24 protein-coding genes are annotated in these 22,375 nt (G+C 71.9%); 8 read left to right on the top strand and 16 right to left on the bottom strand.

Annotated features, from left to right (window positions below; genetic code table 11):
- Nucleotides 1–294: 294 nt before the first annotated feature.
- Both ACS5PV_RS14860 and ACS5PV_RS14855 read right to left on the bottom strand, forming a co-directional pair.
- Entirely contained in the window at nucleotides 295–1,911 is a 1,617-nt protein-coding gene (locus ACS5PV_RS14860) for an AMP-binding protein (protein ID WP_455396098.1), read from the bottom strand.
- Nucleotides 1,908–2,516, bottom strand: coding sequence for a nitroreductase family protein (locus tag ACS5PV_RS14855; protein ID WP_455396097.1), 609 nt, complete (start codon nucleotides 2,514–2,516; stop codon nucleotides 1,908–1,910). The genes ACS5PV_RS14860 and ACS5PV_RS14855 overlap by 4 nt, the downstream gene beginning before the upstream one ends.
- 156 nt (nucleotides 2,517–2,672) lie before the next feature.
- Here ACS5PV_RS14855 and ACS5PV_RS14850 point away from each other — a divergent pair, with 156 nt between their 5' ends.
- From ACS5PV_RS14850 to ACS5PV_RS14840, 3 genes are read left to right on the top strand one after another with little or no spacing between them, the layout of a single operon-like run.
- Nucleotides 2,673–3,032 carry a hypothetical protein gene (locus tag ACS5PV_RS14850; protein WP_455396096.1) on the top strand — a complete coding sequence of 120 codons (360 nt, stop codon included), beginning with the start codon at nucleotides 2,673–2,675 and terminating at the stop codon, nucleotides 3,030–3,032.
- Between the two features lie 4 nt (nucleotides 3,033–3,036).
- Nucleotides 3,037–3,330 carry a hypothetical protein gene (locus tag ACS5PV_RS14845; protein WP_455396095.1) on the top strand — a complete coding sequence of 98 codons (294 nt, stop codon included), beginning with the start codon at nucleotides 3,037–3,039 and terminating at the stop codon, nucleotides 3,328–3,330.
- Nucleotides 3,331–3,340: 10 nt separating this feature from the next.
- The gene (locus ACS5PV_RS14840; RefSeq protein WP_455396094.1) at nucleotides 3,341–3,514 is read left to right on the top strand and encodes a hypothetical protein; all 174 of its coding nucleotides are present in this window, start codon (nucleotides 3,341–3,343) and stop codon (nucleotides 3,512–3,514) included.
- Nucleotides 3,515–3,872: 358 nt separating this feature from the next.
- Here the strand turns inward: ACS5PV_RS14840 and ACS5PV_RS14835 are convergent, their stop codons facing one another.
- From ACS5PV_RS14835 to ACS5PV_RS14815, 5 genes are all read right to left on the bottom strand, one after another.
- Nucleotides 3,873–5,282, bottom strand: a complete 1,410-nt coding sequence (locus ACS5PV_RS14835; RefSeq protein ID WP_455396093.1) for an FAD-binding oxidoreductase — start codon at nucleotides 5,280–5,282, stop codon at nucleotides 3,873–3,875.
- 153 nt (nucleotides 5,283–5,435) lie between these two features.
- Nucleotides 5,436–6,248 carry a shikimate dehydrogenase family protein gene (locus ACS5PV_RS14830; protein WP_455396092.1) on the bottom strand — a complete coding sequence of 271 codons (813 nt, stop codon included), beginning with the start codon at nucleotides 6,246–6,248 and terminating at the stop codon, nucleotides 5,436–5,438.
- A gap of 8 nt (nucleotides 6,249–6,256) precedes the next feature.
- The gene (locus ACS5PV_RS14825; protein WP_455396091.1) at nucleotides 6,257–6,964 is read right to left on the bottom strand and encodes an FAD-binding oxidoreductase; all 708 of its coding nucleotides are present in this window, start codon (nucleotides 6,962–6,964) and stop codon (nucleotides 6,257–6,259) included.
- 3 nt (nucleotides 6,965–6,967) lie between these two features.
- Nucleotides 6,968–7,573: a sulfite oxidase-like oxidoreductase gene (locus ACS5PV_RS14820; RefSeq protein WP_455396090.1), complete on the bottom strand. Its 606-nt coding sequence runs from the start codon at nucleotides 7,571–7,573 to the stop codon at nucleotides 6,968–6,970.
- 111 nt (nucleotides 7,574–7,684) lie between these two features.
- A complete protein-coding gene (locus tag ACS5PV_RS14815) occupies nucleotides 7,685–9,106 on the bottom strand; it encodes an SNF2-related protein (protein ID WP_455396089.1) in 1,422 nt (473 codons plus the stop codon).
- A gap of 276 nt (nucleotides 9,107–9,382) precedes the next feature.
- Between ACS5PV_RS14815 and ACS5PV_RS14810 the strand changes: the two genes are divergently transcribed.
- The gene (locus tag ACS5PV_RS14810) at nucleotides 9,383–10,990 is read left to right on the top strand and encodes a GMC family oxidoreductase (protein WP_455396088.1); all 1,608 of its coding nucleotides are present in this window, start codon (nucleotides 9,383–9,385) and stop codon (nucleotides 10,988–10,990) included.
- Nucleotides 10,991–11,087: 97 nt separating this feature from the next.
- A complete protein-coding gene (locus ACS5PV_RS14805; protein ID WP_455396087.1) occupies nucleotides 11,088–11,561 on the top strand; it encodes an ureidoglycolate lyase in 474 nt (157 codons plus the stop codon).
- Between the two features lie 199 nt (nucleotides 11,562–11,760).
- On the opposite strand, the gene ACS5PV_RS14800 is transcribed toward ACS5PV_RS14805, so the two are convergent.
- The 5 genes from ACS5PV_RS14800 to ACS5PV_RS14780 form a co-directional block, all read right to left on the bottom strand.
- Nucleotides 11,761–12,534, bottom strand: a complete 774-nt coding sequence (locus tag ACS5PV_RS14800) for a DUF4198 domain-containing protein (RefSeq protein ID WP_455396086.1) — start codon at nucleotides 12,532–12,534, stop codon at nucleotides 11,761–11,763.
- A 331-nt stretch (nucleotides 12,535–12,865) separates the two neighbouring features.
- Nucleotides 12,866–14,152, bottom strand: coding sequence for a CCA tRNA nucleotidyltransferase (locus tag ACS5PV_RS14795; protein WP_455396085.1), 1,287 nt, complete (start codon nucleotides 14,150–14,152; stop codon nucleotides 12,866–12,868).
- Nucleotides 14,149–14,406 carry a DUF6111 family protein gene (locus ACS5PV_RS14790; protein ID WP_455396084.1) on the bottom strand — a complete coding sequence of 86 codons (258 nt, stop codon included), beginning with the start codon at nucleotides 14,404–14,406 and terminating at the stop codon, nucleotides 14,149–14,151. Before ACS5PV_RS14790 ends, ACS5PV_RS14795 begins: the two co-directional genes overlap by 4 nt.
- A gap of 6 nt (nucleotides 14,407–14,412) precedes the next feature.
- Nucleotides 14,413–15,096, bottom strand: a complete 684-nt coding sequence (locus tag ACS5PV_RS14785; RefSeq protein WP_455396083.1) for a CoA pyrophosphatase — start codon at nucleotides 15,094–15,096, stop codon at nucleotides 14,413–14,415.
- Nucleotides 15,093–15,719, bottom strand: a complete 627-nt coding sequence (locus ACS5PV_RS14780; RefSeq protein ID WP_455396082.1) for a DUF1285 domain-containing protein — start codon at nucleotides 15,717–15,719, stop codon at nucleotides 15,093–15,095. The genes ACS5PV_RS14785 and ACS5PV_RS14780 overlap by 4 nt, the downstream gene beginning before the upstream one ends.
- A gap of 288 nt (nucleotides 15,720–16,007) precedes the next feature.
- Between ACS5PV_RS14780 and ACS5PV_RS14775 the strand changes: the two genes are divergently transcribed.
- A complete protein-coding gene (locus ACS5PV_RS14775; protein WP_455396081.1) occupies nucleotides 16,008–17,432 on the top strand; it encodes a pilus assembly protein TadG-related protein in 1,425 nt (474 codons plus the stop codon).
- Between the two features lie 34 nt (nucleotides 17,433–17,466).
- Here the strand turns inward: ACS5PV_RS14775 and ACS5PV_RS14770 are convergent, their stop codons facing one another.
- The gene (locus ACS5PV_RS14770) at nucleotides 17,467–17,898 is read right to left on the bottom strand and encodes a PaaI family thioesterase (RefSeq protein WP_455396080.1); all 432 of its coding nucleotides are present in this window, start codon (nucleotides 17,896–17,898) and stop codon (nucleotides 17,467–17,469) included.
- A 90-nt stretch (nucleotides 17,899–17,988) separates the two neighbouring features.
- Between ACS5PV_RS14770 and ACS5PV_RS14765 the strand changes: the two genes are divergently transcribed.
- Complete coding sequence (locus ACS5PV_RS14765; protein WP_455396079.1) at nucleotides 17,989–18,429, top strand: PaaI family thioesterase; 441 nt, start codon at nucleotides 17,989–17,991, stop codon at nucleotides 18,427–18,429.
- Between the two features lie 30 nt (nucleotides 18,430–18,459).
- Here the strand turns inward: ACS5PV_RS14765 and ACS5PV_RS14760 are convergent, their stop codons facing one another.
- Together ACS5PV_RS14760 and ACS5PV_RS14755 are read right to left on the bottom strand one after the other, a co-directional pair.
- Complete coding sequence (locus ACS5PV_RS14760) at nucleotides 18,460–19,032, bottom strand: hypothetical protein (protein WP_455396078.1); 573 nt, start codon at nucleotides 19,030–19,032, stop codon at nucleotides 18,460–18,462.
- A 355-nt stretch (nucleotides 19,033–19,387) separates the two neighbouring features.
- Nucleotides 19,388–19,756, bottom strand: a complete 369-nt coding sequence (locus tag ACS5PV_RS14755) for a c-type cytochrome (protein ID WP_455396077.1) — start codon at nucleotides 19,754–19,756, stop codon at nucleotides 19,388–19,390.
- A gap of 303 nt (nucleotides 19,757–20,059) precedes the next feature.
- On the opposite strand from ACS5PV_RS14755, the gene ACS5PV_RS14750 reads away from it, so the two are divergent.
- Nucleotides 20,060–21,493: an FAD-linked oxidase C-terminal domain-containing protein gene (locus ACS5PV_RS14750; protein WP_455396076.1), complete on the top strand. Its 1,434-nt coding sequence runs from the start codon at nucleotides 20,060–20,062 to the stop codon at nucleotides 21,491–21,493.
- A 14-nt stretch (nucleotides 21,494–21,507) separates the two neighbouring features.
- Here the strand turns inward: ACS5PV_RS14750 and ACS5PV_RS14745 are convergent, their stop codons facing one another.
- Nucleotides 21,508–22,353, bottom strand: a complete 846-nt coding sequence (locus tag ACS5PV_RS14745; protein WP_455396075.1) for a 23S rRNA (adenine(2030)-N(6))-methyltransferase RlmJ — start codon at nucleotides 22,351–22,353, stop codon at nucleotides 21,508–21,510.
- Between the last annotated feature and the right edge of the window lie 22 nt (nucleotides 22,354–22,375).

Below are 22,375 nucleotides of genomic sequence, written 5' to 3'. Positions count from 1 at the left end.
GGTTCCGGCTCTAACCGTAAATTATCGCGGTAACCTGTCCGATCAGGTGTGCAACTCAACGACGGTTGCATCGTCCGCGAGAGGATCGTGCCTGGCGATACGGCGACGGGACCTCTGTCGTCCAGGGTTGCTTGCGTCGTCAACTGTAGGATGCCGATCCTGGAGCGGTTACCCCGCGCGGCATCCGCGTCCTCGACTTGGTGTTTTGCAGCCCCCGCTGCCTCAGCGTCGGCCAGGCCCGGCGGGCCGCGACATCTCCGGGATCCTGCCGGGCTGGGCCACGACGCCGGCCGCCTACGCCTCGTCGCGCAGCACCCGCCGGATGATCTTGCCGGTCGTGGTCAGCGGCAGGCTCGGCCGGAACGCGATCTCGCGCGGATATTCGTGCGCCGAGAGACGGGTGCGCACGAAGGCCTGGATCTCGGCGGCCAGCGCCTCGGAGGCGGCATAGCCGGGGCGCAGGACCACGAAGGCCTTGACGATCTCGGTGCGGACCGGATCGGGCTTGCCGACCGCCGCGGCGAGCGCCACCGCCGGGTGGCCCAGGAGGCAATCCTCGATCTCGCCGGGGCCGATCCGGTAGCCCGACGAGGTGATGACGTCGTCGTCGCGGCCGACGAAGTGGACGTAGCCGTCCTCGTCCACCCGGCCCTGGTCGCCGGTGGTCATCCAGTCTCCGAGAAACTTGCGCTCCGTGGCGTCCGGGTCGTTCCAGTAGCGCAGGAACATCACCGGGTCGGGCCGGGCGACGGCGATCTGGCCGGTCTCGTCGGGGGAGGCCGGGCTGCCGTCCGGGCGGATCACCGCGACGCGGTGGCCCGGCACCGGCTTGCCGGTCGAGCCCGCGCGCGCCAGCCCGAGGCTCGCGCAGGAGGCCAGGACGAGGTTGCACTCGGTCTGGCCGTAGGCCTCGTTGATCGTCAGGCCGAGCGCGTCGTGCACCCAGTTGAAGGTCTCGGGCCCCAGCATCTCGCCGGCCGAGGCCAGGGTGCGCAAGCTCCGCAGATCGAAGCGCCGGCGCGGATCCGCGACGGTGCGCAGCATGCGCAGGGCCGTCGGCGGCACGAAGGCGTTGGCGACCGAGAGGTCGGCCATCAGCCGGAACGCCTCCTCGGGCTCGAATTTCTCCGCCTTGCGCGCCACGACAGTGACGCCGTGATGCAGGCTCGGCAGCAGCGCGTTGAGCAGGCCCCCGGCCCAGGCCCAGTCGGCCGGGGTCCACATCCGGTCGCCGGGCTTCGGCATGAACTCGTGCATCATGCTGAAGCCCGGCAGGTGGCCGAGCAGCACCCGATGGCCGTGCAGCGCCCCCTTCGGCGGGCCGGTGGTGCCCGAGGTGTAGATCATCAGGGCCGGGTCGTCGGCCCGCGTGTCGACGGGGGTGAACTCGGGCGAGGCCGCCGCCAGGAGGCCGGCATAGCCGAGCGCGCCGTCGGCCGCGCCGTCGATCGAGACGACGAGGGCGAGGTCGGGCAGCGCGTCGCGCAGGGGCCCGAGCTTGGCGACACCGCCGGCATGGGTGACGACCGCCCGCGCGCCGGCATCGCCCAGGCGGTGGAGCAGGCCCTCGGGCCCGAACACCACCGCGAGCGGCAGCGCCACGGCGCCGAGCTTGTAGATCGCGAGGTGCGCCACCACCACGGCGGGGGATTGCGGCAGCAGCACCGCCACCCGGTCGTCGGCCCGGATGCCGAGGGCCCGCAGCGCGTTGGCCAGGCGGTTCGAGGCCTCGCGCAAGGACGCGAATGTCCAGGCCTCCACCCGCCCGTCCGCCGCCACGTCGAGGATCGCGGTGCGCTCCGGATCGGCGGCGGCCCAGCGGTCGCAGACGTCGACCGCGATGTTGTAGCGCTCCGGGATCCGCCAGCGGAACCCGGAGACGAACGCCTCGTAGGAGGTCGGCGTGGTCACGCCTCGCGTGGCGGGAACCCGCCCTCGAACGTGAAGTCGGACAGGGGGTGGCGGCCGTTCGGGGTCTCGCGGGCCCGGGTCTCCTCCGGCAGCGTCGCCGGATCGGCCTTGCGGCCGACCGCGAAGGCGGCCTCGACCCGGTGGTGGTCCGGCAGGTTCAGCGCCGCCGGCGCCCCCTCGTGGTCGAAGCCGGTCATGCCGTGGGCGTACCAGCCCATCTTGACCGCCTGGAGCTGGAACAGGGCCGAGGCGGTGCCGGCATCGAAGGAGGCGCTGTAGGAGGGCTTCAGCCCGTCCTTGGTGTTCATCATGCCGTTCGAGGCGATGAAGACCAGCGCGCCGGCCGACTTCACCCAGCCCTGGTTGAACGGCACCAGGAGGCCGAACAGCGTCTCCCAGGCGGGGGTGTCGCGCAAGGCGTAGACGAAGCGCCAGGGCTGCGAATTGTAGCCCGAGGGGGCCCAGCGCGCCGCCTCGATCATCGTCATCAGGTCGGCGTGCGGCACCGCCTCGCCGGTGAAGGCGCGGGGCGACCAGCGCTCGAGGAACAGCGGGTCGACGGGAAAGTCGGCGGTACGGGAATTGGCGGATGTCACGGGCGTCATGATCTCCGTTGATGCCGCGCCGTCCTGCCAGCAAGCGCGGCGGTTGTCACGGGCCTGAGCACCGGATCCCGGGCGCGACTGACCCGCGGAAACCTCATACCGACCGCGGTGTTGTCCTCGACACGGACGAAACGGTCGCGACAGGAGACGACGGCGATGGCGAAGACGGATCAGGCGCGACCCAGCTTGCGCGACTTCGACCCCTATACCGACCGCAACGGCCAGGACATGGGCCAGGACTCGCCCCTCGACGTCGGCGTGCCGCAGCGTACCCAGAGGGACATGGCCCACGATCCGATGGGCCAGGCCCGCGACGCCCGGGTCGCCTCGGACTTCAACCGCCTCGACGCGATCGGCGCGACCGACGGCAGCCAGGCCACCGAGGACGAGACGCCGCCGGAGAACCTGCGCCGGATCAGCGATCCCTCGACCGGCACTCCCGCTACGCAGAAAGCCGCCACCAAGGAGGCGATCGACCGGGCGACCGCGGCGGTCGGCCAGGATGAGGGGGAGTGAGGCGATGACGCGCAAGCCCGACGACGTAGTCGGCAGCCGGGGCGGTCCCGCCGCCGGCGACGGCCACCAGACGCCCCAGCAGGAGGCGGTCACCCGCCAGGAGGGCGGGGGCCGCGACGAGGCCGAATTGAAGCGCGAGTGGTCCTCGGCCGGCACCCCCGGCCGGCCGCCGGTCTCGGTCGGCGGCAGCTCCGGCGGCCATTCCGACCAGATCGCCGCGCAGGGCCCCCGCGAGGGGGAGAAGGTCGCGGACGGCGAGTCCCGGGCCGAGAAGACCGGCGGCAAGGTCGATTGGTGAGGAGGACGGAATGGCAGAGCGCAAGGACCAGCGGGACGGCAAGCCGGCCCGCGACGACAAGATCACCGCCGACGACCTGAAGGGCGTCGCCGCGGTGCCGAAGGACGGCGACGGCGAGGGCAACAAGTCCGGGGCGCATGCCGGGGACCGGCAGGGCGACGAGGTCGATCCGGGGGCGGGTTAGCGGGCGGGCCCGCGCCGGGCTGCGCCCGAAACACCCCGACGGAACCCGGGCTCGCCCGCGTTCCGAAGCAAGGTGCCCGAGTCGGGCGAGCCCGACTTGGGGTGGGGGGATCGGGTCCGCGCCCGCGTGACTTGAGTGTCCCTCACGGAACTCCCGGCCACCGGCCTTGCTTCGATGGGGCAGCGCCAGTGCAGCGGGAGTTTTTTTCGAGGTGCACTTATACCAACGGCCTAAGATGCTGACGCATCAGGCCGTTGGCCCATCTCGAATTTTCGATGCCAAGCCCAGAAATCCGAGCTCTTGGGCTTGGCGAAAATTCGAGAACGGAACCAAAGGTCGTTTTCAACGACCGTTGGTATTACCCCCGCGCCAGCACCTTGCCCGGGTTCAGCAAGCCCTCCGGATCGAGCGACGCCTTGATCCGCCGCGCCAGCGCCATCTCGTCTGGATGCCGGTGCCGGGCGAGTTCGGCGACGCGGTACTGGCCGATGCCGTGCTCGGCCGAGATGCTGCCGCCATAGCGGTCCACCACCCCGTGCACGAGGCCGTTGATCGCCTCCGAGGAGTGGTCGGGCCCGATCAGCACGTTGTAGTGGATGTTGCCGTCGCCCATGTGGCCGAAGGCGTTGACGCGGGTGCCCGGCGCGCCGTCGGCGAGCACGTGCCCGGCCTCGTCGAGGAAGGCGGGGATCGCGGTGATCGGCACCGAGACGTCGTGCTTGACGCTCTTGCCCGCCCGGGCCTCGCACTCGGTGACGTGCTCGCGCAACGCCCAGAGCTCGGCGGCCTGGCGGCCGGACTCGGCGAGCACCCCGTCGAGGGCGTCCTCGCGCTCGAGCGCCGTGCCGAGCACGCTTTCCATCGCCTCGCGCAAGCCCGAGAGCGACGAGGCCGCCTCGATCAGCACGCTCCAGCCCGCCTGGCCCACCGGGCTCTTGAGGCCGGCATGCGTCTCGACGAGGCCGAGCGAGGTGCCGGAGATCAGCTCGAAGGCCTGGATGCTGTCGCCGATCTCCTCCTGCGCCAGGGTGAACAGGCGCAACGCCGCCGCCGGATCCGGCACGGCGAGCAGCGCCGTCGCGCTGTGGCGGGGCTTGGCCACGAGGCGCAGCACCGCCGCCGTGACGATGCCGAGCGTGCCCTCGGTGCCGATGAAGAGCTGCTTCCAGTCGTAGCCGGCATTGTCCTTGCGCAGCGCCCGCAAGCCGTCGACGGTGCTGCCGTCGGCGAGCACCACCTCGAGGCCGAGCACGAGGCCGCGGGTCATGCCGTAGCGCACCACGTTGATCCCGCCCGCGTTGGTGGCGATGACGCCGCCGACGAGCGCCGAGCCTTCCGCCGCGAAGCTCACCGGCAGGAGCCGGCCGGCGGCCTCGGCGGCGTCCTGCGCGACCTTGAGGACGCAGCCGGCCTCCGCCGTCAGCGTCAGGCCGACGGGATCGACCCCGCGGATCGCGCCCATGCGGGCGAGCGACAGCACCACCTGCGCGCCCGAGGCGTCCGGCACCGCGCCGCCGGCGAGCCCGGTATTGCCGCCCTGCGGCACCAGGGCGGCGCCGGCCTCGGCGCAGAGCCGCACCACGTCGGCGACCTCGGCGGTGGAGGCGGGGCGCACCACGCAGGCCGGCCTCCCCGGGAACAGGCGCCGCCAGTCGATCGCGAAGGGCGCCATGTCGGCCTCCCCGGTAAGGAGGCCGGCGGGGCCCAGGCGCCGGCCGAGACGGTCGATCAGGTCGGCGTGCAGGGATGGGTGGGCCGGACGGGTCATCGGCGTCCTCCGACGGGTCGCGCGGGTAGGGTGAGGGTCGGCGCCGGCCTCGCCCGGATGGCGGCCGGGGTCAAGCCCGCGCGGCGAGGCCCCGGTGCGGGCGATGCGTCGCGGCCGCGATCCGGGACGAACATGTCCATCAAGCCGGCCGGATCACGGCCGCATCCGCAGGAAATCCGCCATCAGGGCGAGCTGGCCCTCCAGCATCGGCCAGCCCGGATGGGTGCGGCAGCCCCGTGCCGCGGCGGCGGCGAGGAGCGGCGTCTCGGCCGGCTGCATGATGATCTCGGCCACGAGCTGGTCGGCCCCAAGCCTGGCGGGGTCGAGGGGGAGGGCGTCGCCGGGCGCAAGGCCGAGCGAGGTGGCGTTGACCACGAGGTCGTGCCCGGCCGGATCGGCGGTGCCGAGGGCGAGCGGCAGATCCGGGACGAGGCGGCGCAGGCGGGCGAACAGGTCCTCCACCCGTGCGGGCGTGCGGTTGTGCACGGTGAGGCGGCTCACCCCGGCCTCGGCCAGCGCGAAGGCGATGGCGTTCGCCGCCCCGCCCGCCCCGGCGAGATAGGCGCTGCGCCCCCGCGGATGGTGGCCCGCGGCCGCCAGGCCCGCGACGAAGCCGGCCCCGTCGAGGATCTCGCCGACGAGGCGGCCGTCGGCCTCGCGCCGCACGGCGTTGACCGCCCCGACGAGCCGCGCCGCGTCGCTGACGTGGTCGAGGAGCGGCACGATGGCGGTCTTGTGCGGCACCGTGACGATCGCGCCGCCGAAGCTCTGCACCCCGCGCAGGCCCGCCAGCACCGTCGCGAGGTCGGCGGCCGCGACGTGGAGCGGCACCATCACCCCGTCGACCCCGCGCTCGGCCATGATGCGGTTGAGCCCCTGGGGCGCCTTCACCTGGGCGATCGGGTCGCCGAGGATCGCGAAGACGCGGGTGCGGCCAGTGATCTCCCGTCGTGTGATGTCTTCCATCGCGTGGTCTATCCTCCGAAGCGCTCGGTGCGGATCGTGCGGGACGGCACGCCAGCCTCGACCAGGAGGTCGGCGGCGGCCGAGACGAACGGGTTGGAGCCGCACACGAAGGTGTGAGCCGGGGGCCCGAGGGCGGCGAGCGCCGCGCCGATGACGCTCGCGTCGACCCGCCGACCGCCCGGCACCCGGGTGAGGACGAGCCGCAGGTGAAACCCCGGCTCCTCGGCGTCGCGGCGCATCAGCTCGTCGCGGGCGATCACCTCGTCGAGGGTGCGGGCGGAGGCGAGCAGCAGGGCCGGCACGTCAGGCGCCGCGTCCGCCCGATGGCGCAGCATGGCGAGCAGCGGCACCATGCCGGACCCGCCGCCGACGAGGAGCAGCGGCCCGCCCATGCCCGGATTCCACACGAAGGCCCCGCCGATCGGCCCGCGCAGCTCGATCGCGTCGCCGGGCTCGGCCACGTCGGCGAAGAAGCCCGAGACCTCGCCGTCGTCGAGGCGCTCGATCAGGAGGTCGATCGTGCCGGGGGCGGTCGGCGAGGAGGCGATCGAGTAGCTGCGCTGGGCCTGGTAGCCGTCGGGTGCCGTCAGGCGCACGTCGACGTGCTGGCCGGCCCGGAACGGCTCGCTCCAGCCGACCGCCAGGGTGAGGCGCCGCACGCGGGGCGTCTCGGGCGCGGCGGCGGTGATCGTCGCCTCCTGCCAGGCGAGCGGCACCGCTCAATCCCCCGTGAAGCGCTGCTCGCGCCAGGGGTCGCCAACCATGTGGTAGCCGCGCAGCTCCCAGAACCCGGCCTCGTCCACTTTCGTGAACCGCAGGCCCTTCACCCACTTGGCGCTCTTCCAGAAGTAGAGGTGCGGCACCAGGAGCCGCGCCGGACCGCCGTGGTCGGGCGGGATCGGCTCACCGGCGTAGCGGGTCGCCACCATGGCGCGGCCGCCGGTCAGGTCCGCCACCGGCACGTTGGTGGTGTAGTCGTCGTAGCCCTCGGCCAGCAGGTAGGGTGTCGGGGCCTCCAGGCCGGCCGCGGCGAGCAGGTCGTCGATCGTCACGCCCTCCCAGGCGGTGTCGAACTTCGACCACTTGGTCACGCAGTGGATGTCGCCCTTCCAGCGGGTGCGCGGCAGGGCCTCGAACTCGGCCCAGCTCCAGCTCTTGAGGGGCTTTGCTCCCTCGCGCAGGGTGAAGCGCCAGCGCGCGAGGTCGATCTTCGGCGTCGGCCCGAGCTGCAGGACCGGGAAATCCTCGGTGAGGTACTGGCCCGGCGGCAGGCGCTCCGCGTCCGGCCGGGCCGGGCGGCGCCCCGTGAACCCTCGCGTCACCATGGGCGGGACTCCCTTTATCTCTGTGTCCCGCCATCGGTTCGATGGCGGGACGTCCGGCGCATCGGCGCCGACGCCTGGTCAGGCCTGCCGCAGCCCTGGCGGGCCGCGGGGTCAGACTGCCTCACCATCGATGATCCGCGCGATGGCGTCGAGGAGGGAGGTATCCTCGCCGGCCATCCTGTCCATCCCGGCCATGCGGGCGATGACGGTTGCGGCGACCCGCTCCTCGACGGTGCCCTCGGCATAGGCGAATAGGATCGCGGCGCGCTCGCCGTCGCGGTGGCAGCGGCCCTCGATCTGGCTGAGCTGGATCGCGCTGTGGCGCATGTCGTGGACGATCAGGCTGCGCGGGCGCTCGCCGCCGGGCAATTCGTTGCGGTGGAGCGAGATCGATTCGGTGACGGTGAACACCACCGCGTCGAGCTCGCCGCGCTGGAAGGCGATCCGGACCGCCTCGTTGGTCTCGAGCGCCTGCGTCCCGTCGATGGTGCCGGCGCGCCAGCCGCGGCCGGCGAAGGCGGCTTTCAGCGCCGCGCCGGTCTCCAGGAACGCCACCGAGACCGCCACCTGCTCGCCGGCCGCCAGCAGGTCCTCGGCGAGGTCGACCGTGCCGGCGACCCGGATCAGGCTCGCCTTCTGGCGAAAGCGCAGGTCCGCCGCCCAGCCGGCGGCGCGCCGGTTCGAGCCCCCGGCGAGGCCCCATTCCCGGCGGAACTCGCGCCAGGTCGCGTCGTAGAGGCGCTTCGAGGGGGCATCGAGGGCGGTGGGGGCGAGGTCGCGCTGCACCTCGGGCCAGCCGGCGATGTCGGCGGGCCGCCGCCGCATCCCGATCGCCCGGTCGCCGCGATAGAGCAGGTCGGCCATCACGCCCTGGTCGCGGGCGTTCGGCTCCCACGACCAGTTCTGCCAGCGGCCCTTGGCGCGGCCGATCTTCAGGTGCTGCATCAGGGCGCGGAAATCCGCCATGGTCTCGACCGGGCGGCCGACGGCATGGTCGAGCAGTGCGCCGAGATAGGACAATTCGTGCGGCGCCTGGCCGGCGGTGGCGCTGGCATAGACCGTGAACGCCGCGGCCTCGGCCATGCGCCGGCAGGCCTGGCCCTGCTGCGAGTTCGGGTTGCGCAGCCGGTGGGCCTCGTCGAACACCACGACCGGCCAGACGCGCTTGGGCTGCCCGAGCTTGGCGAGCTCGTTGTTCTTCGCCCGCACCGAGCGGCGGGCGCTCGCGGCGGACAAAGCCAGCAGGGACTTGGTGCGCTCGTAGTTCATGAGCGTCACGTCCTTCGGGCTGAGCCCCGCATCGCGGATCGTGCGCCGCCATTGCGGCATCGCCCCCTTGGGGCAGACGATCAGCACGGCGGGATACGGCATCGCCGCCACCGCGCCCCAGACCGACAGCGTCTTGCCGAGCCCGGTCATGTCGCCGAGAAGGAAGCCCGGCCGCCCCTCGGCGCGGGCCGCGAGGATGGCGCGGATCGCCTCGACCTGATGCGGGCGGGGGATCAGGCGGGGGGTCGTGGGGAGCGAGGACATGGCCTCCATATGCCGGGGGGGACGGGCAGGGCTCAAGGGTGCGGGCAGGGCTCAAGGGTGGAAGGCCGTGACCGAACCCTCCCCCGCCGGGCGGCGGCCTTGGCGGAGTCGATTCGCCCCGGCGCCCGCAGCCGGGATCGGCCGGGCTTCACCCTTGGCTCCCGGGAAAGCCGAGGTCAAAATCGGCGTCCGGATCGACCGCGGATCACATCCGTGCACGCCGCAGCCCGCGCGCGGGACGCGTTCGGGACAAGAAACGACCGGAAAGGGAGGACCATGGACGCGTTCGACGTCGTCATCGTCGGCGGGGGTACCGCGGGCTGCGTGCTGGCCAACCGCCTGAGCGAGGATCCCCGCAGGCGCGTGCTGCTGCTGGAGGCGGGCGGGGAGGGGACCGGGTTCTGGGTCGGCATCCCGGCGGGCTTCCCGAAGCTCCTCACCGGGGCCGCCTTCAACTGGCGCTTCGCCACCGAGCCGGAGCCGAACACCCACGAGCGCGCCATCGTGGTCCCCCGGGGCAAGGGGTTAGGTGGCTCGACGCTCATCAACGGCATGATCTTCGTGCGCGGCCAGAGGCAGGATTTCGACACCTGGGCCCAGAGCGGCAACCGCGGCTGGAGCTGGCAGGACGTGCTGCCCTACTTCCGCAAGCTGGAGCATTTCGAGGGCGGCGACCCGGAGCTGCGCGGCAGAGGCGGTCCCCTCCACGTCACCCGGGTCGGGGTGAGGAACCCGCTCGCCGACGCCTTCATCCGGGCCGGGACCGAGGCCGGCTACCCGGAGAATCCGGACTATAACGGCGCCTCGCAGGAGGGCTTCGGCTACTACCAGGCCAACCAGCGCAACGGCCGGCGCTGGAGCGCCCGGGACGCCTACCTGCAACCGGTGCGCCGGCGCCCGAACCTGACGGTGCGCACGCACGCCCAGGTCCTGCGCCTCGACCTCGACGGCCACCGCGTCACGGGCGTCACCTACCGGCGCCAGGGCCAAGGTGAAGGCCGCGAGGAGCGAGTGAGCGCGCGCGCCGAGGTGATCCTGGCGGCCGGCGCCGTGCAGTCACCCCACCTCCTCGAACTCTCCGGCATCGGCCGGCCGCAAGCGCTGGCGCAGGCCGGCATCCCGGTTCGCCACGCCCTGCCGGGGGTCGGCGAGAACTACCGCGATCACTACGCCACGCGGATGAACTGGCGGGTGAAGCTGCCGGTGACCCTCAACGAGGCGACCCGCGGCTGGCGCCTCGGCCTCGCGGTCGGGCAGTACTTTCTCACCCACCGCGGCATCCTCACCCTCGGCACCGGGCTTGCCCACGGCTTCGTGCGCACCCGGCCCGACCTCGCCGGGCCCGACGTGCAGTACTTCTTCATGCATGCGAGCTACGCCAACGCCGCCGACCGCACCCTCGACCGCGAGCCCGGCATGACGATCGGCGTGACGCAGCTCCGGCCCGACTCCCGCGGCAGCATCCACGCGGTCTCCGGCGATCCCCTCCGCCCCCCGGCGATCCGCCCGAATTTTCTCAGCCTGCGCAGCGACCAGGAGGTCCTGATCGAGGGCATGCGCATCGCCCGCCGGGTGATCGCGCAGCCCGCGATGGACCCCTACCGCGCCCACGAGCTCAACCCCGGCGCGGGCGTCCAGTCTGACGACGAGTGGCTCGATTTCGCCCGCCGCAACGGCCAGACCATCTACCACCCGGTCGGCACCTGCAGCATGGGCCAGGGCCGCGACGCGGTGGTGGACGAGCGCCTGCGGGTGCGCGGGCTCGAAGGCTTGCGGGTGATCGACGCCAGCGTGATGCCGACCGAGGTCTCGGCCAACACCCAGGCCGCCGTGATGATGATCGCCGAGAAGGGCGCGGACCTGATACGGGAGGATGAGCGCTGAGCCCGCGCGGCGCCTGAGCGAAGCCGCTTTCCGCATCGCGAAGCGATCCGGCAGGATCGCCTGAAGCGAAGGATCGGAAAGCGTACGAGGATCCGAGATGCGCACCCTTCCGATCGAGCCGATCACCCAGGAGGCGTTCGCGCCCTACGGCACGCTGCTCACCGGCCCGGCATCCGGCCCGCGCCAGGACCGGGCGGCCGAGATCGCGAACGGGCGCCCGGGCGTCCCCCTCAACCTCGCGCTGATCCGCAGCGAGCCCTTCGCCGCGTCGATGCCCCTGCGGCGGCTCGAACGGCACCCGCATTCGGCGCAGGGCTTCCTGCCGCTCGCCGTCGGCGAGTACCTGGTGGTGGTGGCGCCCGATCGAGGCGGGCGGCCGGACGAGGCCGGTCTGCTGGCCTTCCGGGTGCCGGGCGACACGGGCATCGTCTACCGCAGCGGGGCGTGGCACGCCCACATGACCACGATTCTGAACCCCGGCACCTTCGCGATGCTGGTGCACGAGGACGGCAGCGCGGAGGATTGCGAGTTCGCGCCGATCGATTCGGTCGAGGTGGCGGCGTCGCGCTAGAGCAGCATCCGATCGCGTTGCAATCGGATGCTGCTCTAGGTCTTTGGTTTTGCCGCATTTTCTGCGACGAACCGGTTTCCACTTCGTCGGAAAATGCTCTAAGCAGACTTGCGTTGGCAGGCCAACGCTTCGTCCGCTCAGGTTCTTGTTTTGCCGCAGATTTTGGCGCCGAACCGGCCACCACTTCGGCGAAATCTGCTTAGTTCACCGACGGCTCGTCGAGCCGGAAGGCGAAGGTCGCGGTGTAGACGTCCTCGTCGGCGAGCGTCGGGGTGGCCGAGGGGCTCACCGTCTGGCTCACCGTGAGCACCTGGCTGCCGGCTTTGCGGATCGGCACCGTGGCGATGCCCTCGGCGTCGGTGGTGTAGGCCGGCACGCCGGCCCGCTCCGGCTCCATGCCGCTGTCGCCGTAATAGAGGTCGGCCCCCGGCAGCGGCGCGCCGCGAAACAGCACCCGCACCCGGATCGCCCCCGCGGTCGGGCCCGGGATCTCGACCGGCACGATCTCCAGCGTGTGGCCGACCACCCGCAGCCACGGCGCGCCGGGGCCGAAGGCGGCCTTGGCGTACTTCACCGACCAGCGGCCCTCGCGGGCCTCCGGCACCAGGCGCCGGCTGGCGTTGAGGCGGGTGCCGTCGCGCAGGGTCGTCCAGTAGCCGGCATCGTAGGTCGCCGCGACCAGCGTGCGGCCGGGCTTCGTGCCGAGCGGCGCGAGCAGGGCCGGCGGCACGTCCGGCGGGGCGGGCTTGAGGCCGGTACGCAGGTCCGTGCGTCCGTCCTGCGTCAGGGCGACGAGGTCGATGAGCTGGGGCGCGCGCGGCGCCTCGCGCTTTGAGGCGTGGCCGTAATTGACCCGCACCTGCGGCGCCTGGTCGACGGTGCTGAGGGTCAGCCACAGCTCGTGCGCGCGGCCGGGCCGCGAGGCCCCGAGGACGAGCGCGGCGGCCAGGGCGGTGCGGAGCAGGGGCTGCATCGGTCGTCGGTCTCCATCGGGCGGCGCCGGACAGCGCCTCGCGAGAGGGGGCGAGGCACGAAGCGGGCCCGCGGCGGCCAGGGATCATAACCCATCCGGGGCCAAACCGATCCACGTCGGCCAGACCCGACGCGCTCGCGCACTCCCTCGGGCGGCCTTCCGCTCAGCTCGGCGTGTCAGCTCGGCTTGGCCTGCTGGCCCCGACCGGCCTGACGGGCCCCGCTCGCCAGGTAGGACAGCGCCACCGCCCCGGCAACCGCCGCCCCCACCATCCCGAACGCCATCGCGATCCGCGCCATCCCGATCCTCTCTCCGGGCGAGCCCGGAACTGTCAGTCCTTGGGATGGGGCGAACGGGCGGCATCTTGCCCGGTTCCGGCCGCCGCGAGGGCGAGCGCGCGCAGGCGCGCCTTGGCCGCCGCGTCGGTCGGGCAGCCTTCCGCGAGCCAGGCCCTGCGCGCCGCCGCGAGGCCTTGGCCGAGGCCGCGGCCGGGGGGGGCGCCCGCCGCGACGAGCGCCGCCCCGGTGACCGGCAGGACCGGCACCGGCTCGGTGCCGGCGGCAAACCGCGCGAGCGCCTCGGCCGCCTCCGGCGTCAGCGCCGGCCGCGGCTCGCCCGTCAGCACCAGGACGGCGTCGGCCACCGCGCCCGCCCCGTGCACGGCCACCAGCCGCCTTACATCCGCCGGCGCCAGGGGTTCGAGCGACCCGTGCAGGGCGGCCTCCGCTCCCGCATAGGCCGCGAGCCGCGCGTGCTCGGCCTTCGACAGGCGCAACGTCTCCCGCAAGCGCTCGGCATCGACGGAAGTGCGCACCGCCAGGGCGGCGAGGCGGCGCACGGGATCGGCTTGCGGCTCCACCGCGGCAAGTCGCGCAAGGCGGCCGAGATCGCCGATCCCGCCGATCAGCCGCTGGAGCAGGCCGGTCCGCGACAGGACCGCCGTGACGGCGGGCGCGCCCGGCGCGACGAGGAGCTTCAGGAGTTCTCCCCGCACCCGCTCGCGGGAGAGCTGCGCCAGCCCGTCCCGGGCCTCGACCGCGGCAGCGAGCCCCTCCGGATCGGGGGCGCCGGCGCCGTAGCGGGCGTGGAAGCGGAAGAAGCGCAAGACCCGCAGGTAATCCTCGCGGATGCGCTGGCGCGCCTCGCCGATGAAGCGCACCCGGGCGCCGGACAGATCGGCGAGGCCCCCGACCGTGTCGTGGACGCGGCCGTCGGGCGTCACCGAGAGGGCGTTGACGGTGAAGTCGCGCCGGGCCGCGTCGCGGGAGAAGTCGCGGCCGAAGCGCACCACGGCGTGGCGCCCGTCGGTCTCGATGTCCTCGCGCAGGGTCGTCACCTCGAACGGCTCGCCCTCCACCACCACCGTCACGGTGCCGTGGGCGATGCCGGTCGGCACCGGCTTGAGACCGGCCGCGGTCGCGCGCTCGACCACCGCCTCGGGCAGGTGCGTGGTGGCGAGGTCGATGTCGGCGACCGGGCGTCCGAGCAGCGCATCGCGCACCGCGCCGCCGACGAGGCGGGTCTCCTCGGCCGGGGCGTCGAGGGCGGCGAGCAGGCGGACGAGGCGCGGGCGCGCCAGCACGCGCCGCAAGGAGCCCTCGTCCAGGGACAGGGTCACCGGAACTGTCCGGGCACCACCTGCCCGTTCTCGATATGGGTCGGCACGAAGCCGTCCCGGTGCCGCTCGGCGGTGAGGGCGACTGCCAGGAACGACAGGATGACGAGCGCGGCGCCCGCGATGGCGAGGCGCGCGGCGTGGTCGCTCCAGTGGATCCAGCGAAGCGGGCTGCGCTGGCGCAGGACCAGCCACACCGCGAAGACCGCGAAGGGCAGCAGGAACAGCAGGACGTCGTCGATCAGCGCGCGGGCCATGAGGTCCTACATGAGGTCCCGACTGGGTGATTCGTCGGCCGCGTCGCGGAGCCGGTCGTAGAGGTTGCGCACGATGCCGGCGGTCACCCCCCAGATGTAGCGCTCGCCGAAGGGGATCGCGTAGTAGCGCCGCTGGCGCCCGCGCCATTCCCGGCTGTGCAGGGCGTGGTTGGCCACATCCATCAGGAAGGCGAGCGGCACCTCGAACGCCTCGGCCACCTCGTGCGGGTTGAGGGTGAGTGCCGCGTCCGGCGCCACCAGCCCGACCACCGGCGTCACCAGGAACCCGGTGCCCGACAGGTAGGGGTCGAGGTAGCCGATGGGCGTCACCGCGGCGGGATCGAGGCCGATCTCCTCGTTCGCCTCGCGCAAGGCGGCGGCGAGCGGCGAGGGGTCGCCGGGATCGATCTTGCCGCCCGGAAAGGCGATCTGGCCCGAATGGTCGCGCAGGTGCGCGGCGCGCAGGGTGAACAGCACCGACACGCCGTCGTCGCGCGGCACCACCGGCACCAGCACCGCGGCGAGGCGGGCCGGGCGCGACAGCGCCGCCTCCAGCACGTCGGGCTCGAGGTCGTGGTCGCCCCTCGGGTTCGATGTCGAGTCGTGCGGGCCCGGCGGCTCGGGCCGCAGCCGCGCGCGGGCGCGCGCCAGGAACTCGTCGAGAGCGGTGGGCGCTGCGAGATCGGTCACGACGGGTCGGCCGCCCCGAGTTCCGCCGACCTGGCGATGCGGTGGAAGCGCCCGCCGGCGGCAAGCCCGAACCAGGTCTCGCCCGCCTCCTCGCGCTCCTCGCACAGCTCGACGAGGTCGTAGGCGAGCGCCCGGGTGAGGCGGGCCTCGAGCCCGTGACGCACGGCGATGTAGGGCTTGAACCCGCCCTCCGGGTCGCGGTCGAACCGCAGTGGATGGGCCTCGTCGAGGGGCACGACGTCGTCGAGGTTGGTGCGGAAGGCGACGGCGCGGGCCTCGCCCGTCCCCTCCACCGCCATCTCGACCGCCAGGAAGGCCGCGTCCTCGACCTCGATCCCGACCCGCTCCACCGGCGTCACCAGGACGGTGCGCCCGTCGGGATCGCGGCGCAGGATGGTGGAGAACAGCCGGACCAGGGCCGGCCGGGTGATCGGGCTGCCGTTGTAGTGCCAGGTCCCGTCCGCGGCGATGCGCATCGGGATCTCGCCGCAATAGTCCGGATTCCAGCGCTCGACCGGCGGCGGCCCGCGCCGCGCGCCCTCCTGCGCGCCCTGTTGGCCGAGCGCCGCGGTCAGTCGTTCGAGGACCCCGCCGGGCGGGGCGCCGTTCGGATCGTGCGTCATCCGGCTCGATATAGCGGACCGGAGCGGGTTGTGCAGGCGTCGTTGTGCCGGGCCCGGGCCGCTTCGTATCCGTCGTGCCCGATCGCCGCCGGGATGACACGCCTCTGCCGTGCCGGGAGGAGGCTCGACGCAGGGTTGCACGCGATCGCCGCGAACGATCTCGACTAATAGGAAAATATTCGAGCAAGCTGACTTAAGGTAGCATTAGGAAATTTGTCCATAAAAATATTGAGGGAGATATGATCTAGCTTGAAAAACACGTGTCGAACCTTATTGCGCAAGTTCGCGATGGACAGGCGCGGCGGAGTCGCGCTGATCTTCTGGATCGTTCTGCCGATGGTGCTCGGCCTAGTCGGCGTCGGAGTCGATTACGCGACCTGGCTGGTACGCAAGCAGAAGCTCCAGAACATCGTTGACGCTACGGCACTCGCCGTCGTCTCCGACATGCAGGTCAGCGGCTACAACAGGAGCCGGGCGCAGGCCGTGGCGGAGAGCCAGGTGCGCAGCCTTGCCGGGACTGCGCTCGGCGAGGATCCGATCACGGTCAAGACCAGGCCCGTCCATCGCCGGCAGGGCCCGGCCGATCCCCTCGCGGCGGTGCCGGCCGACGGCGACCAGGCACCCACGGGCGTGAAGGTGACGCTGTCGCAACGCAAGCGCGCGATCATGACCACGCTCGTGACGCCGCACCTGACCGACCTCGCCGTCCAGGCGACCGCCGAGATCGTCGGCGCGTCCCGGGTCTGCGTCGTGGCGCTCGAGGGACGGTCGCCGCAAGCCATCGGCCTGAGCAACGATTCCCAGGTGACCGCGACGAACTGCTCTGTCTACGCGATGTCCGAGTCCGCCGCCGGGATCAACGCGCGCGACACCTCGCAACTCACGGCGATGAAGTCGTGCACCGTCGGGGGCTATGCCGACCCCTCGCAGCGCTACCAGCCCGTGCCGATCACCGGCTGCCCGGCCATCAAGGACCCGCTCGCGGGACGCGCCGCGCCATCGGTGGGCGGCTGCACGTACAACGCCAAGGTGGTGGGGAACTGGAGCGAGGTTCTGAATCCCGGGACGTATTGCGGCGGGCTCGTCCTCACGTCGGGGGCGGTCGTCAAGCTCAATCCCGGGATCTACGTCATGAAGGACGGGCCTCTCGTGGTCGGGACGGACAGCCTGGTGTCCGGGAACGGCGCCGAGCACGGCCATGCCTCGTGCCTGTGCTATCACAACGACGTCTCGGCGCAGGACAAGGCTCACATGCATTGCCCGACCCAACCGTCGTCCCTCCCGCCGGCGTCGCTGAGCGGCGACGGCGTGGGCTTCTACTTCACCGGGACGGTCCAGCCGGAATACGACGGCATCGCCCGCCCGATGCAGTTCATGCCGCGCTCGAGCGTGTCGCTCAGCGCGCCGACCGGCGACGCGATGGCGGGCCTGCTGTTCTTCGAGGACCGTACCGCCCCGGCGGACCGGGTGTTCGAGGTCCTGAGCGACAACGCGCGCTGCCTCGTCGGCACGATCTACATGCCGCGGGGCACGTTCCTGGTCGCCGCCAACCAGGTCGTCGCCGACCGGTCGGAATACACCGCCATCGTCGCCCACAAGGTGGCGCTGTCGCAGGCGCCGCGTCTCGTCGTCAACGCGAATTACAGCGCCACCAAGGTGCCGGTGCCGCAGGGGCTCGGCCCCACGAGCGCCCGCCCGTCGCTCACCCACTGACGTCGTTGTCCGAGCGGTGCGGGAACCGGACGATTCAAGCCGGGCCCGGACCGGGCCGGCGCCGCAGGACCTTCCACACGCCGGTGGCCGCGGCGACGATGCGCCCGTCGCACCGCGCGTCGCCGCGCAGGAACACCAGGCTCGACGTGCGCTGCACCACCTCGGGCGTCATCGTGATCGTCTCGCCGATCCGCCCGGCGGAGACGAACTGCATCTCGAACTGCACCGTGACGCAATTCGCGCCGCCGGCGGCCCGCATCGCGGCAAATCCCAGCGCCCGGTCGGCGAAGGTCATCATCATGCCGCCCTGCACCACGCCGATCAGGTTGGCGTGCTTGGGCTCGGCCCGGAACGCGAAGGTGATCCCGTCGCCCTCCTCGCGCAGCAGGACCGGGCCGACGAGGGAGAGGAAGCCCGGATCGTCGAAAGGCCGCCAGCCGGCCGGGTCGGAGTCGGGGGTGGTCATCGAGGGCCTTGCGAGTTGAGGGCGCTGGACAGCGCGGCCATGGCCGTGCCTCAAGACCTCTACCAAGAAAAATCCCGAGGGAGGGGCCCGATGACGGACCAGACACCCGAGGCGCGGGTGCGCGCCAGCTTCGACAGGCAGGGCCTGATGCAGACCCTCGGGGCGACGCTTCAGGCGGTATCACCCGGTGCGGTCGAGATCGCCCTCGTACCCGGGCCGGCGGTGTCGCAGCAGCACGGCTTCGTCCATGCGGGGGCGGTGAGCGCCATCGCCGACAGCGCGGCGGGCTACGCCGCCCTGACCCTGATGCCGCCCGGCGCCGGGGTGCTGACGGCGGAGTTCAAGATCAACCTGCTGGCGCCGGCGGCCGGCCGCCGCCTCCTGGCGCGGGGCCGGGTGGTCAAGGCCGGTCGCACCCTGACCCTGGCGCAGGCCGAGGTGTTTTCGGAGGGCGAGGGCGGCGAGAGGATGGTCGCGCTCCTCACCGCCACCCTGATGGCGGTGCAGGGGCGGGACGGCGTCGGGGATTGAGGGCGGGCCCTGCCGGGTGTCGTTCGCGGCCTACTCGCCGAGGGACGTCGTGTCGCGAAGATAGGTCGAGTATCGCTGGGTCTTCGCGTAGGCGCGCGCCTCTTCGATCGGGATGCTGGCCTCGCGGTACCAGGGCAGGTGGCGGGCCGTGAAGCGCCCGCCGACGCGCACCGCCCGCCAGATGTTGGCGTGCTGGAAATGGTCCTTGTTGTAGAGCGCGAAGGTCGTATCGAGGATCGCATCGTAGACCGGATCGCCTGCCGGCAGGGGAGGCAATGGATTGTGCCAGAACTGGTCCTCGTGCTCCCAGATCCTGACCATGTTCCCGCCCGAGTAGATCAGGTCGTCGCGCATCAGGTGGCGGTCGCCGATCTCCAGGGCGAAGCCGGCCTTTCCGACCCGGTGCAGATCCGTCAGAGAGGCCAGCTCTCCGAGGAAATTCGCCGGCAGATCCGCGTTCAACTGCAGATCCGGGTCGGTCAGGCAGAACAGCCTCGGCAGCATCGCGAACACGCTGCGATCGTTGAGAATGTGATTGGGGCCGAGATTGTCGGCGAGCCTGATGACCTCCAGATCGTCGACGCTGTCGAGATACTCGAGCATTTCTGGAGCATCCGACGCATTGTCGATCAAGATGATATTGTCCAGGCCGAGCAGCTTTAATTGCCGTACCATGCTGCGGCAGTATGTTTGGTTATTGTGGCAAGGAATGTAGACTGGAATGCGCGCCTGGAGAAAGCTTCCGACGGAAGTGTACCGCGCCTTCGAGAGCCCGCCTGTCGTCACCGCAATCGCCCGTCTTGCCAAGTTGGTCGAAGGCGTGACCTACATCACCGTTGGTCGAGTGCCAACTTTTTTGCGATCGCCGTAGCTTAGCGCGAGACATCGTTCCGCCGGACCGGTGGTCGTCCCGCCCGCAAGGGACCCCGGCGACGACCGCCGGGGCCCGCCGTGCCGCCTACTTCTTGGTCTCGAGATAGGCGATCAGGTCCGACACCTTCTTGTCGTCGGTGATGCCGGCAAAGATCATCTTGGTGCCCGGCACCTTGGCCTTCGGGTTGTGGATGTAGTCCCGGAAGGTCGCCTCGTCCCAGGTCAGGCCGGAATTCTTCATCGCGGCCGAGTAGTTGTAGCCCTCGTGGGTGCCGGCCTTGCGGCCGATGACGCCCGTGAGGTCGGGGCCGACGCCGTTCTTGCCGAAGGCGTGGCAGGCCTTGCACGGCGCGAACACCTTCTCGCCGGCGGCCGCGTCGCCCGGAGCATTCTGGGCCTGGGCGGCGAAGGGCAGGAGCGCCGCCAGGGCGGCACCGAGGATGAGCTGACGCATGAGGTTCCCTCCAAACGGACGTCGTTCGCGACCGGCCACGGGGATATGGCTCAGCCTCCAGATTGGTACAGTTAAAAACGCCGACGGTTCGCGCCGGGTCCCGTGCGACGAAAAGAAGCTCTGCCGCGCTCCGCACGCGACCGGACCAAGGTCATGGGGATCCGTGGGGATCCGTGCCGCACGGGCGGTCCCTATGGGCGCGGTCCCTCGCCTGCGGTAGGATGGGGCACCAAGGACCGGCCGGCCCGGTCCCGACAGATCCGGCAAGAACCGGATCCGACAGGAATCCCGAGAGGACACGCCATGACGATCGCCTTCCCGCTCCCGGACCCCGCGATCCTCGCCCGCCGCGACGCGATCGTGGAGGGCCTGCGCGGCCTCGTCGCGCCCGAGGCCCTGGTGACCAGCGAGGACGAGCGCCGCGCCTTCGAGACCGACGGGCTCACCGCCTACCGCAAGATGCCGCTCGCCGTCGTGCTGCCCTCGACGACCGCCGAGGTGTCGGCGGTTTTGCGCTACTGCCACGCGCAGGGGGTCAAGGTGGTGCCGCGCGGCGCCGGCACGTCGCTCGCCGGCGGCGCCATCGCCCAGGAGGACGCGGTGATCCTTGGCGTCGCCAAGATGACCCGGGTGCTCGACGTCGATTTTGCCAACCGCACCGCCCGGGTCCAGGCCGGCATCACTAACCTCGCGATCAGCGCGGCGGTGGCGCACGAGGGCTTCTTCTACGCCCCCGACCCGTCAAGCCAGCTCGCCTGCACCATCGCGGGCAACATCGCGATGAACTCGGGCGGGGCGCACTGCCTCAAGTACGGCGTCACCACCAACAACCTGATGGGCGTGACCCTGGTCATGGTCGACGGCACGGTGGTGGAGATCGGCGGCGACCACCTCGACGCCGCCGGCTACGATCTCCTTGGCCTCGTCTGCGGCTCGGAGGGGCAGCTCGGCATCGTCACCGAGGCGACGGTGCGCATCCTGCGCGCCGCGGAGGGCGCGCGCCCGGCGCTGATGGGCTTCGGCACGGTCGAGGACGCGGGCGCCTGCACGGCGGCGATCATCGGCGCCGGCATCATCCCGGTGGCGATCGAGTACATGGACCGCGAGGCGATCACGATCTGCGAGGCCTTCGCCCATGCCGGCTACCCGCTCGACGCCGAGGCGATGCTGATCATCGAGGTCGAGGGCTGCAAGGAGGAGTGCGACGCGATGCTCGCCCGCATCTGCGAGATCGCAAAACCCTTCAACCCGACGAGCCTGAAGGTCTCGCAGTCGGAGGCCGAGAGCGCCGCGATCTGGAAGGGCCGCAAGTCGGCCTTCGGCGCGACGGGCCGCATCTCCGACTACATCTGCATGGACGGCACCATCCCGACCGGGCAGCTGCCGCGCGTGCTGGAGCGCATCGGCGAGATCACCAAGGCTTACGGCCTTCGCTGCGCCAACGTCTTCCACGCCGGCGACGGCAACCTGCACCCCCTGATCCTGTTCGACATCAACAAACCCGGCGAGATGGAGAAGGCCGAGGCCGCCGGCGAGGAGATGCTGAAGCTCTGCGTCGAGGTCGGCGGCTGCCTCACCGGCGAGCACGGCGTCGGCATCGAGAAGCGCGACCTGATGACCTATCAGTACAACCCGGAGGACCTGCACCAGCAGATGCGGGTGCGGGCGGTGTTCGATCCGGCCTGGCTGATGAACCCGGCCAAGGTGTTCCCGCTGGAGGGGCGGATCGCGGCGTGAGCCGGCGCCGGCCTTCAGGCCGGCGGTCCCAGCGGGGCGCAGCGGAATGCGCCGTAGCCTCCTTGCGCCAGGCGCTCGGCGAGCGCCGGCAGGACGGTGTCGGCCTCCTCGCGCAAGGTCCACGGCGGGTTGACCACGATGAGCCCGCTGCCGCTCAGCCGCGTCGGGTCGGGGCGGTGGATCAGGAGGTCGAGGCGAAGCGCCGGGCGGGGGAGGGCGGCGTCGAGGGTGGCGGCCAGCCGGTCGATCGCGCCTGCATCCTTGATCGGGTACCAGGCGAGGTAGGTGCCGGTCGCCCACTTGCCCACCGCCTTCAGCAGCTCGCGGCCGAGCCGCTCGATCTCGCCCGGCACCTCGTAGGGCGGGTCGATGAGCACGAGGCCGCGGCGCTCCTTCGGGGGGATCAGGGCGGGGAGCGCCGTCCAGCCGTCGAGGGCCAGCACCTTGGTGCGCGGGTCCTGGTTGTAGCGGGCGTGCAGCACCGCCCCGTCGGCCGGGTGCAGCTCGACGAACACGCCCTGGTCGCCGGGGCGCAGGAACTCGCGGATCAGGGCCGGCGAGCCCGGATAGATCGTGTCGCCGTGGCGCGCCCGCACCGCCGCCACCGCATGCCGGTAGGGCCCGAGCAGGGCCTCCACCTCCGCGCCGAAGGGCGCGTCGAGCCGGCCGATGCCGTCGTGCCACTCGCCGGTGCGCCCGGCCTCGTCGGCGGTGAGGTCGTAGAAGCCGAGGCCCGCATGAGTATCGATCGCCCGGAACGGCGTCGCCTTGCGCTGGAGATGCGCCAGCACCCGGGTCAGCACCCAGTGCTTGAGCACGTCGGCGTGGTTGCCGGCGTGGAAGGCGTGGCGGTAATTCACGGGTCTGAGGTCCTCGTCTCGC

Source organism: Methylobacterium sp. Gmos1 (assembly GCF_053764715.1).
The sequence above is the reverse complement of the archived record's forward strand: the minus strand, read 5'-3'. Positions and strand labels throughout refer to the sequence as shown.

Bases quoted from the DNA above. Each gene is read 5' to 3' on its own strand.
- ACS5PV_RS14815 (WP_455396089.1), bottom strand. From the start codon at position 9,106: ATGTCCTCGCTCCCCACGACCCCCCGCCTGATCCCCCGCCCGCATCAG.
- ACS5PV_RS14855 (WP_455396097.1), bottom strand. From the start codon at position 2,516: ATGACGCCCGTGACATCCGCCAATTCCCGTACCGCCGACTTTCCCGTC.
- ACS5PV_RS14750 (WP_455396076.1), top strand. From the start codon at position 20,060: ATGACGATCGCCTTCCCGCTCCCGGACCCCGCGATCCTCGCCCGCCGC.
- ACS5PV_RS14845 (WP_455396095.1), top strand. From the start codon at position 3,037: ATGACGCGCAAGCCCGACGACGTAGTCGGCAGCCGGGGCGGTCCCGCC.
- ACS5PV_RS14820 (WP_455396090.1), bottom strand. From the start codon at position 7,573: ATGGTGACGCGAGGGTTCACGGGGCGCCGCCCGGCCCGGCCGGACGCG.
- ACS5PV_RS14800 (WP_455396086.1), bottom strand. From the start codon at position 12,534: ATGCAGCCCCTGCTCCGCACCGCCCTGGCCGCCGCGCTCGTCCTCGGG.
- ACS5PV_RS14805 (WP_455396087.1), top strand. From the start codon at position 11,088: ATGCGCACCCTTCCGATCGAGCCGATCACCCAGGAGGCGTTCGCGCCC.
- ACS5PV_RS14775 (WP_455396081.1), top strand. From the start codon at position 16,008: ATGGACAGGCGCGGCGGAGTCGCGCTGATCTTCTGGATCGTTCTGCCG.
- ACS5PV_RS14830 (WP_455396092.1), bottom strand. From the start codon at position 6,248: ATGGAAGACATCACACGACGGGAGATCACTGGCCGCACCCGCGTCTTC.
- ACS5PV_RS14780 (WP_455396082.1), bottom strand. From the start codon at position 15,719: ATGACGCACGATCCGAACGGCGCCCCGCCCGGCGGGGTCCTCGAACGA.
- ACS5PV_RS14810 (WP_455396088.1), top strand. From the start codon at position 9,383: ATGGACGCGTTCGACGTCGTCATCGTCGGCGGGGGTACCGCGGGCTGC.
- ACS5PV_RS14790 (WP_455396084.1), bottom strand. From the start codon at position 14,406: ATGGCCCGCGCGCTGATCGACGACGTCCTGCTGTTCCTGCTGCCCTTC.
- ACS5PV_RS14760 (WP_455396078.1), bottom strand. From the start codon at position 19,032: ATGCTCGAGTATCTCGACAGCGTCGACGATCTGGAGGTCATCAGGCTC.
- ACS5PV_RS14755 (WP_455396077.1), bottom strand. From the start codon at position 19,756: ATGCGTCAGCTCATCCTCGGTGCCGCCCTGGCGGCGCTCCTGCCCTTC.
- ACS5PV_RS14765 (WP_455396079.1), top strand. From the start codon at position 17,989: ATGACGGACCAGACACCCGAGGCGCGGGTGCGCGCCAGCTTCGACAGG.
- ACS5PV_RS14770 (WP_455396080.1), bottom strand. From the start codon at position 17,898: ATGACCACCCCCGACTCCGACCCGGCCGGCTGGCGGCCTTTCGACGAT.
- ACS5PV_RS14850 (WP_455396096.1), top strand. From the start codon at position 2,673: ATGGCGAAGACGGATCAGGCGCGACCCAGCTTGCGCGACTTCGACCCC.
- ACS5PV_RS14840 (WP_455396094.1), top strand. From the start codon at position 3,341: ATGGCAGAGCGCAAGGACCAGCGGGACGGCAAGCCGGCCCGCGACGAC.
- ACS5PV_RS14835 (WP_455396093.1), bottom strand. From the start codon at position 5,282: ATGACCCGTCCGGCCCACCCATCCCTGCACGCCGACCTGATCGACCGT.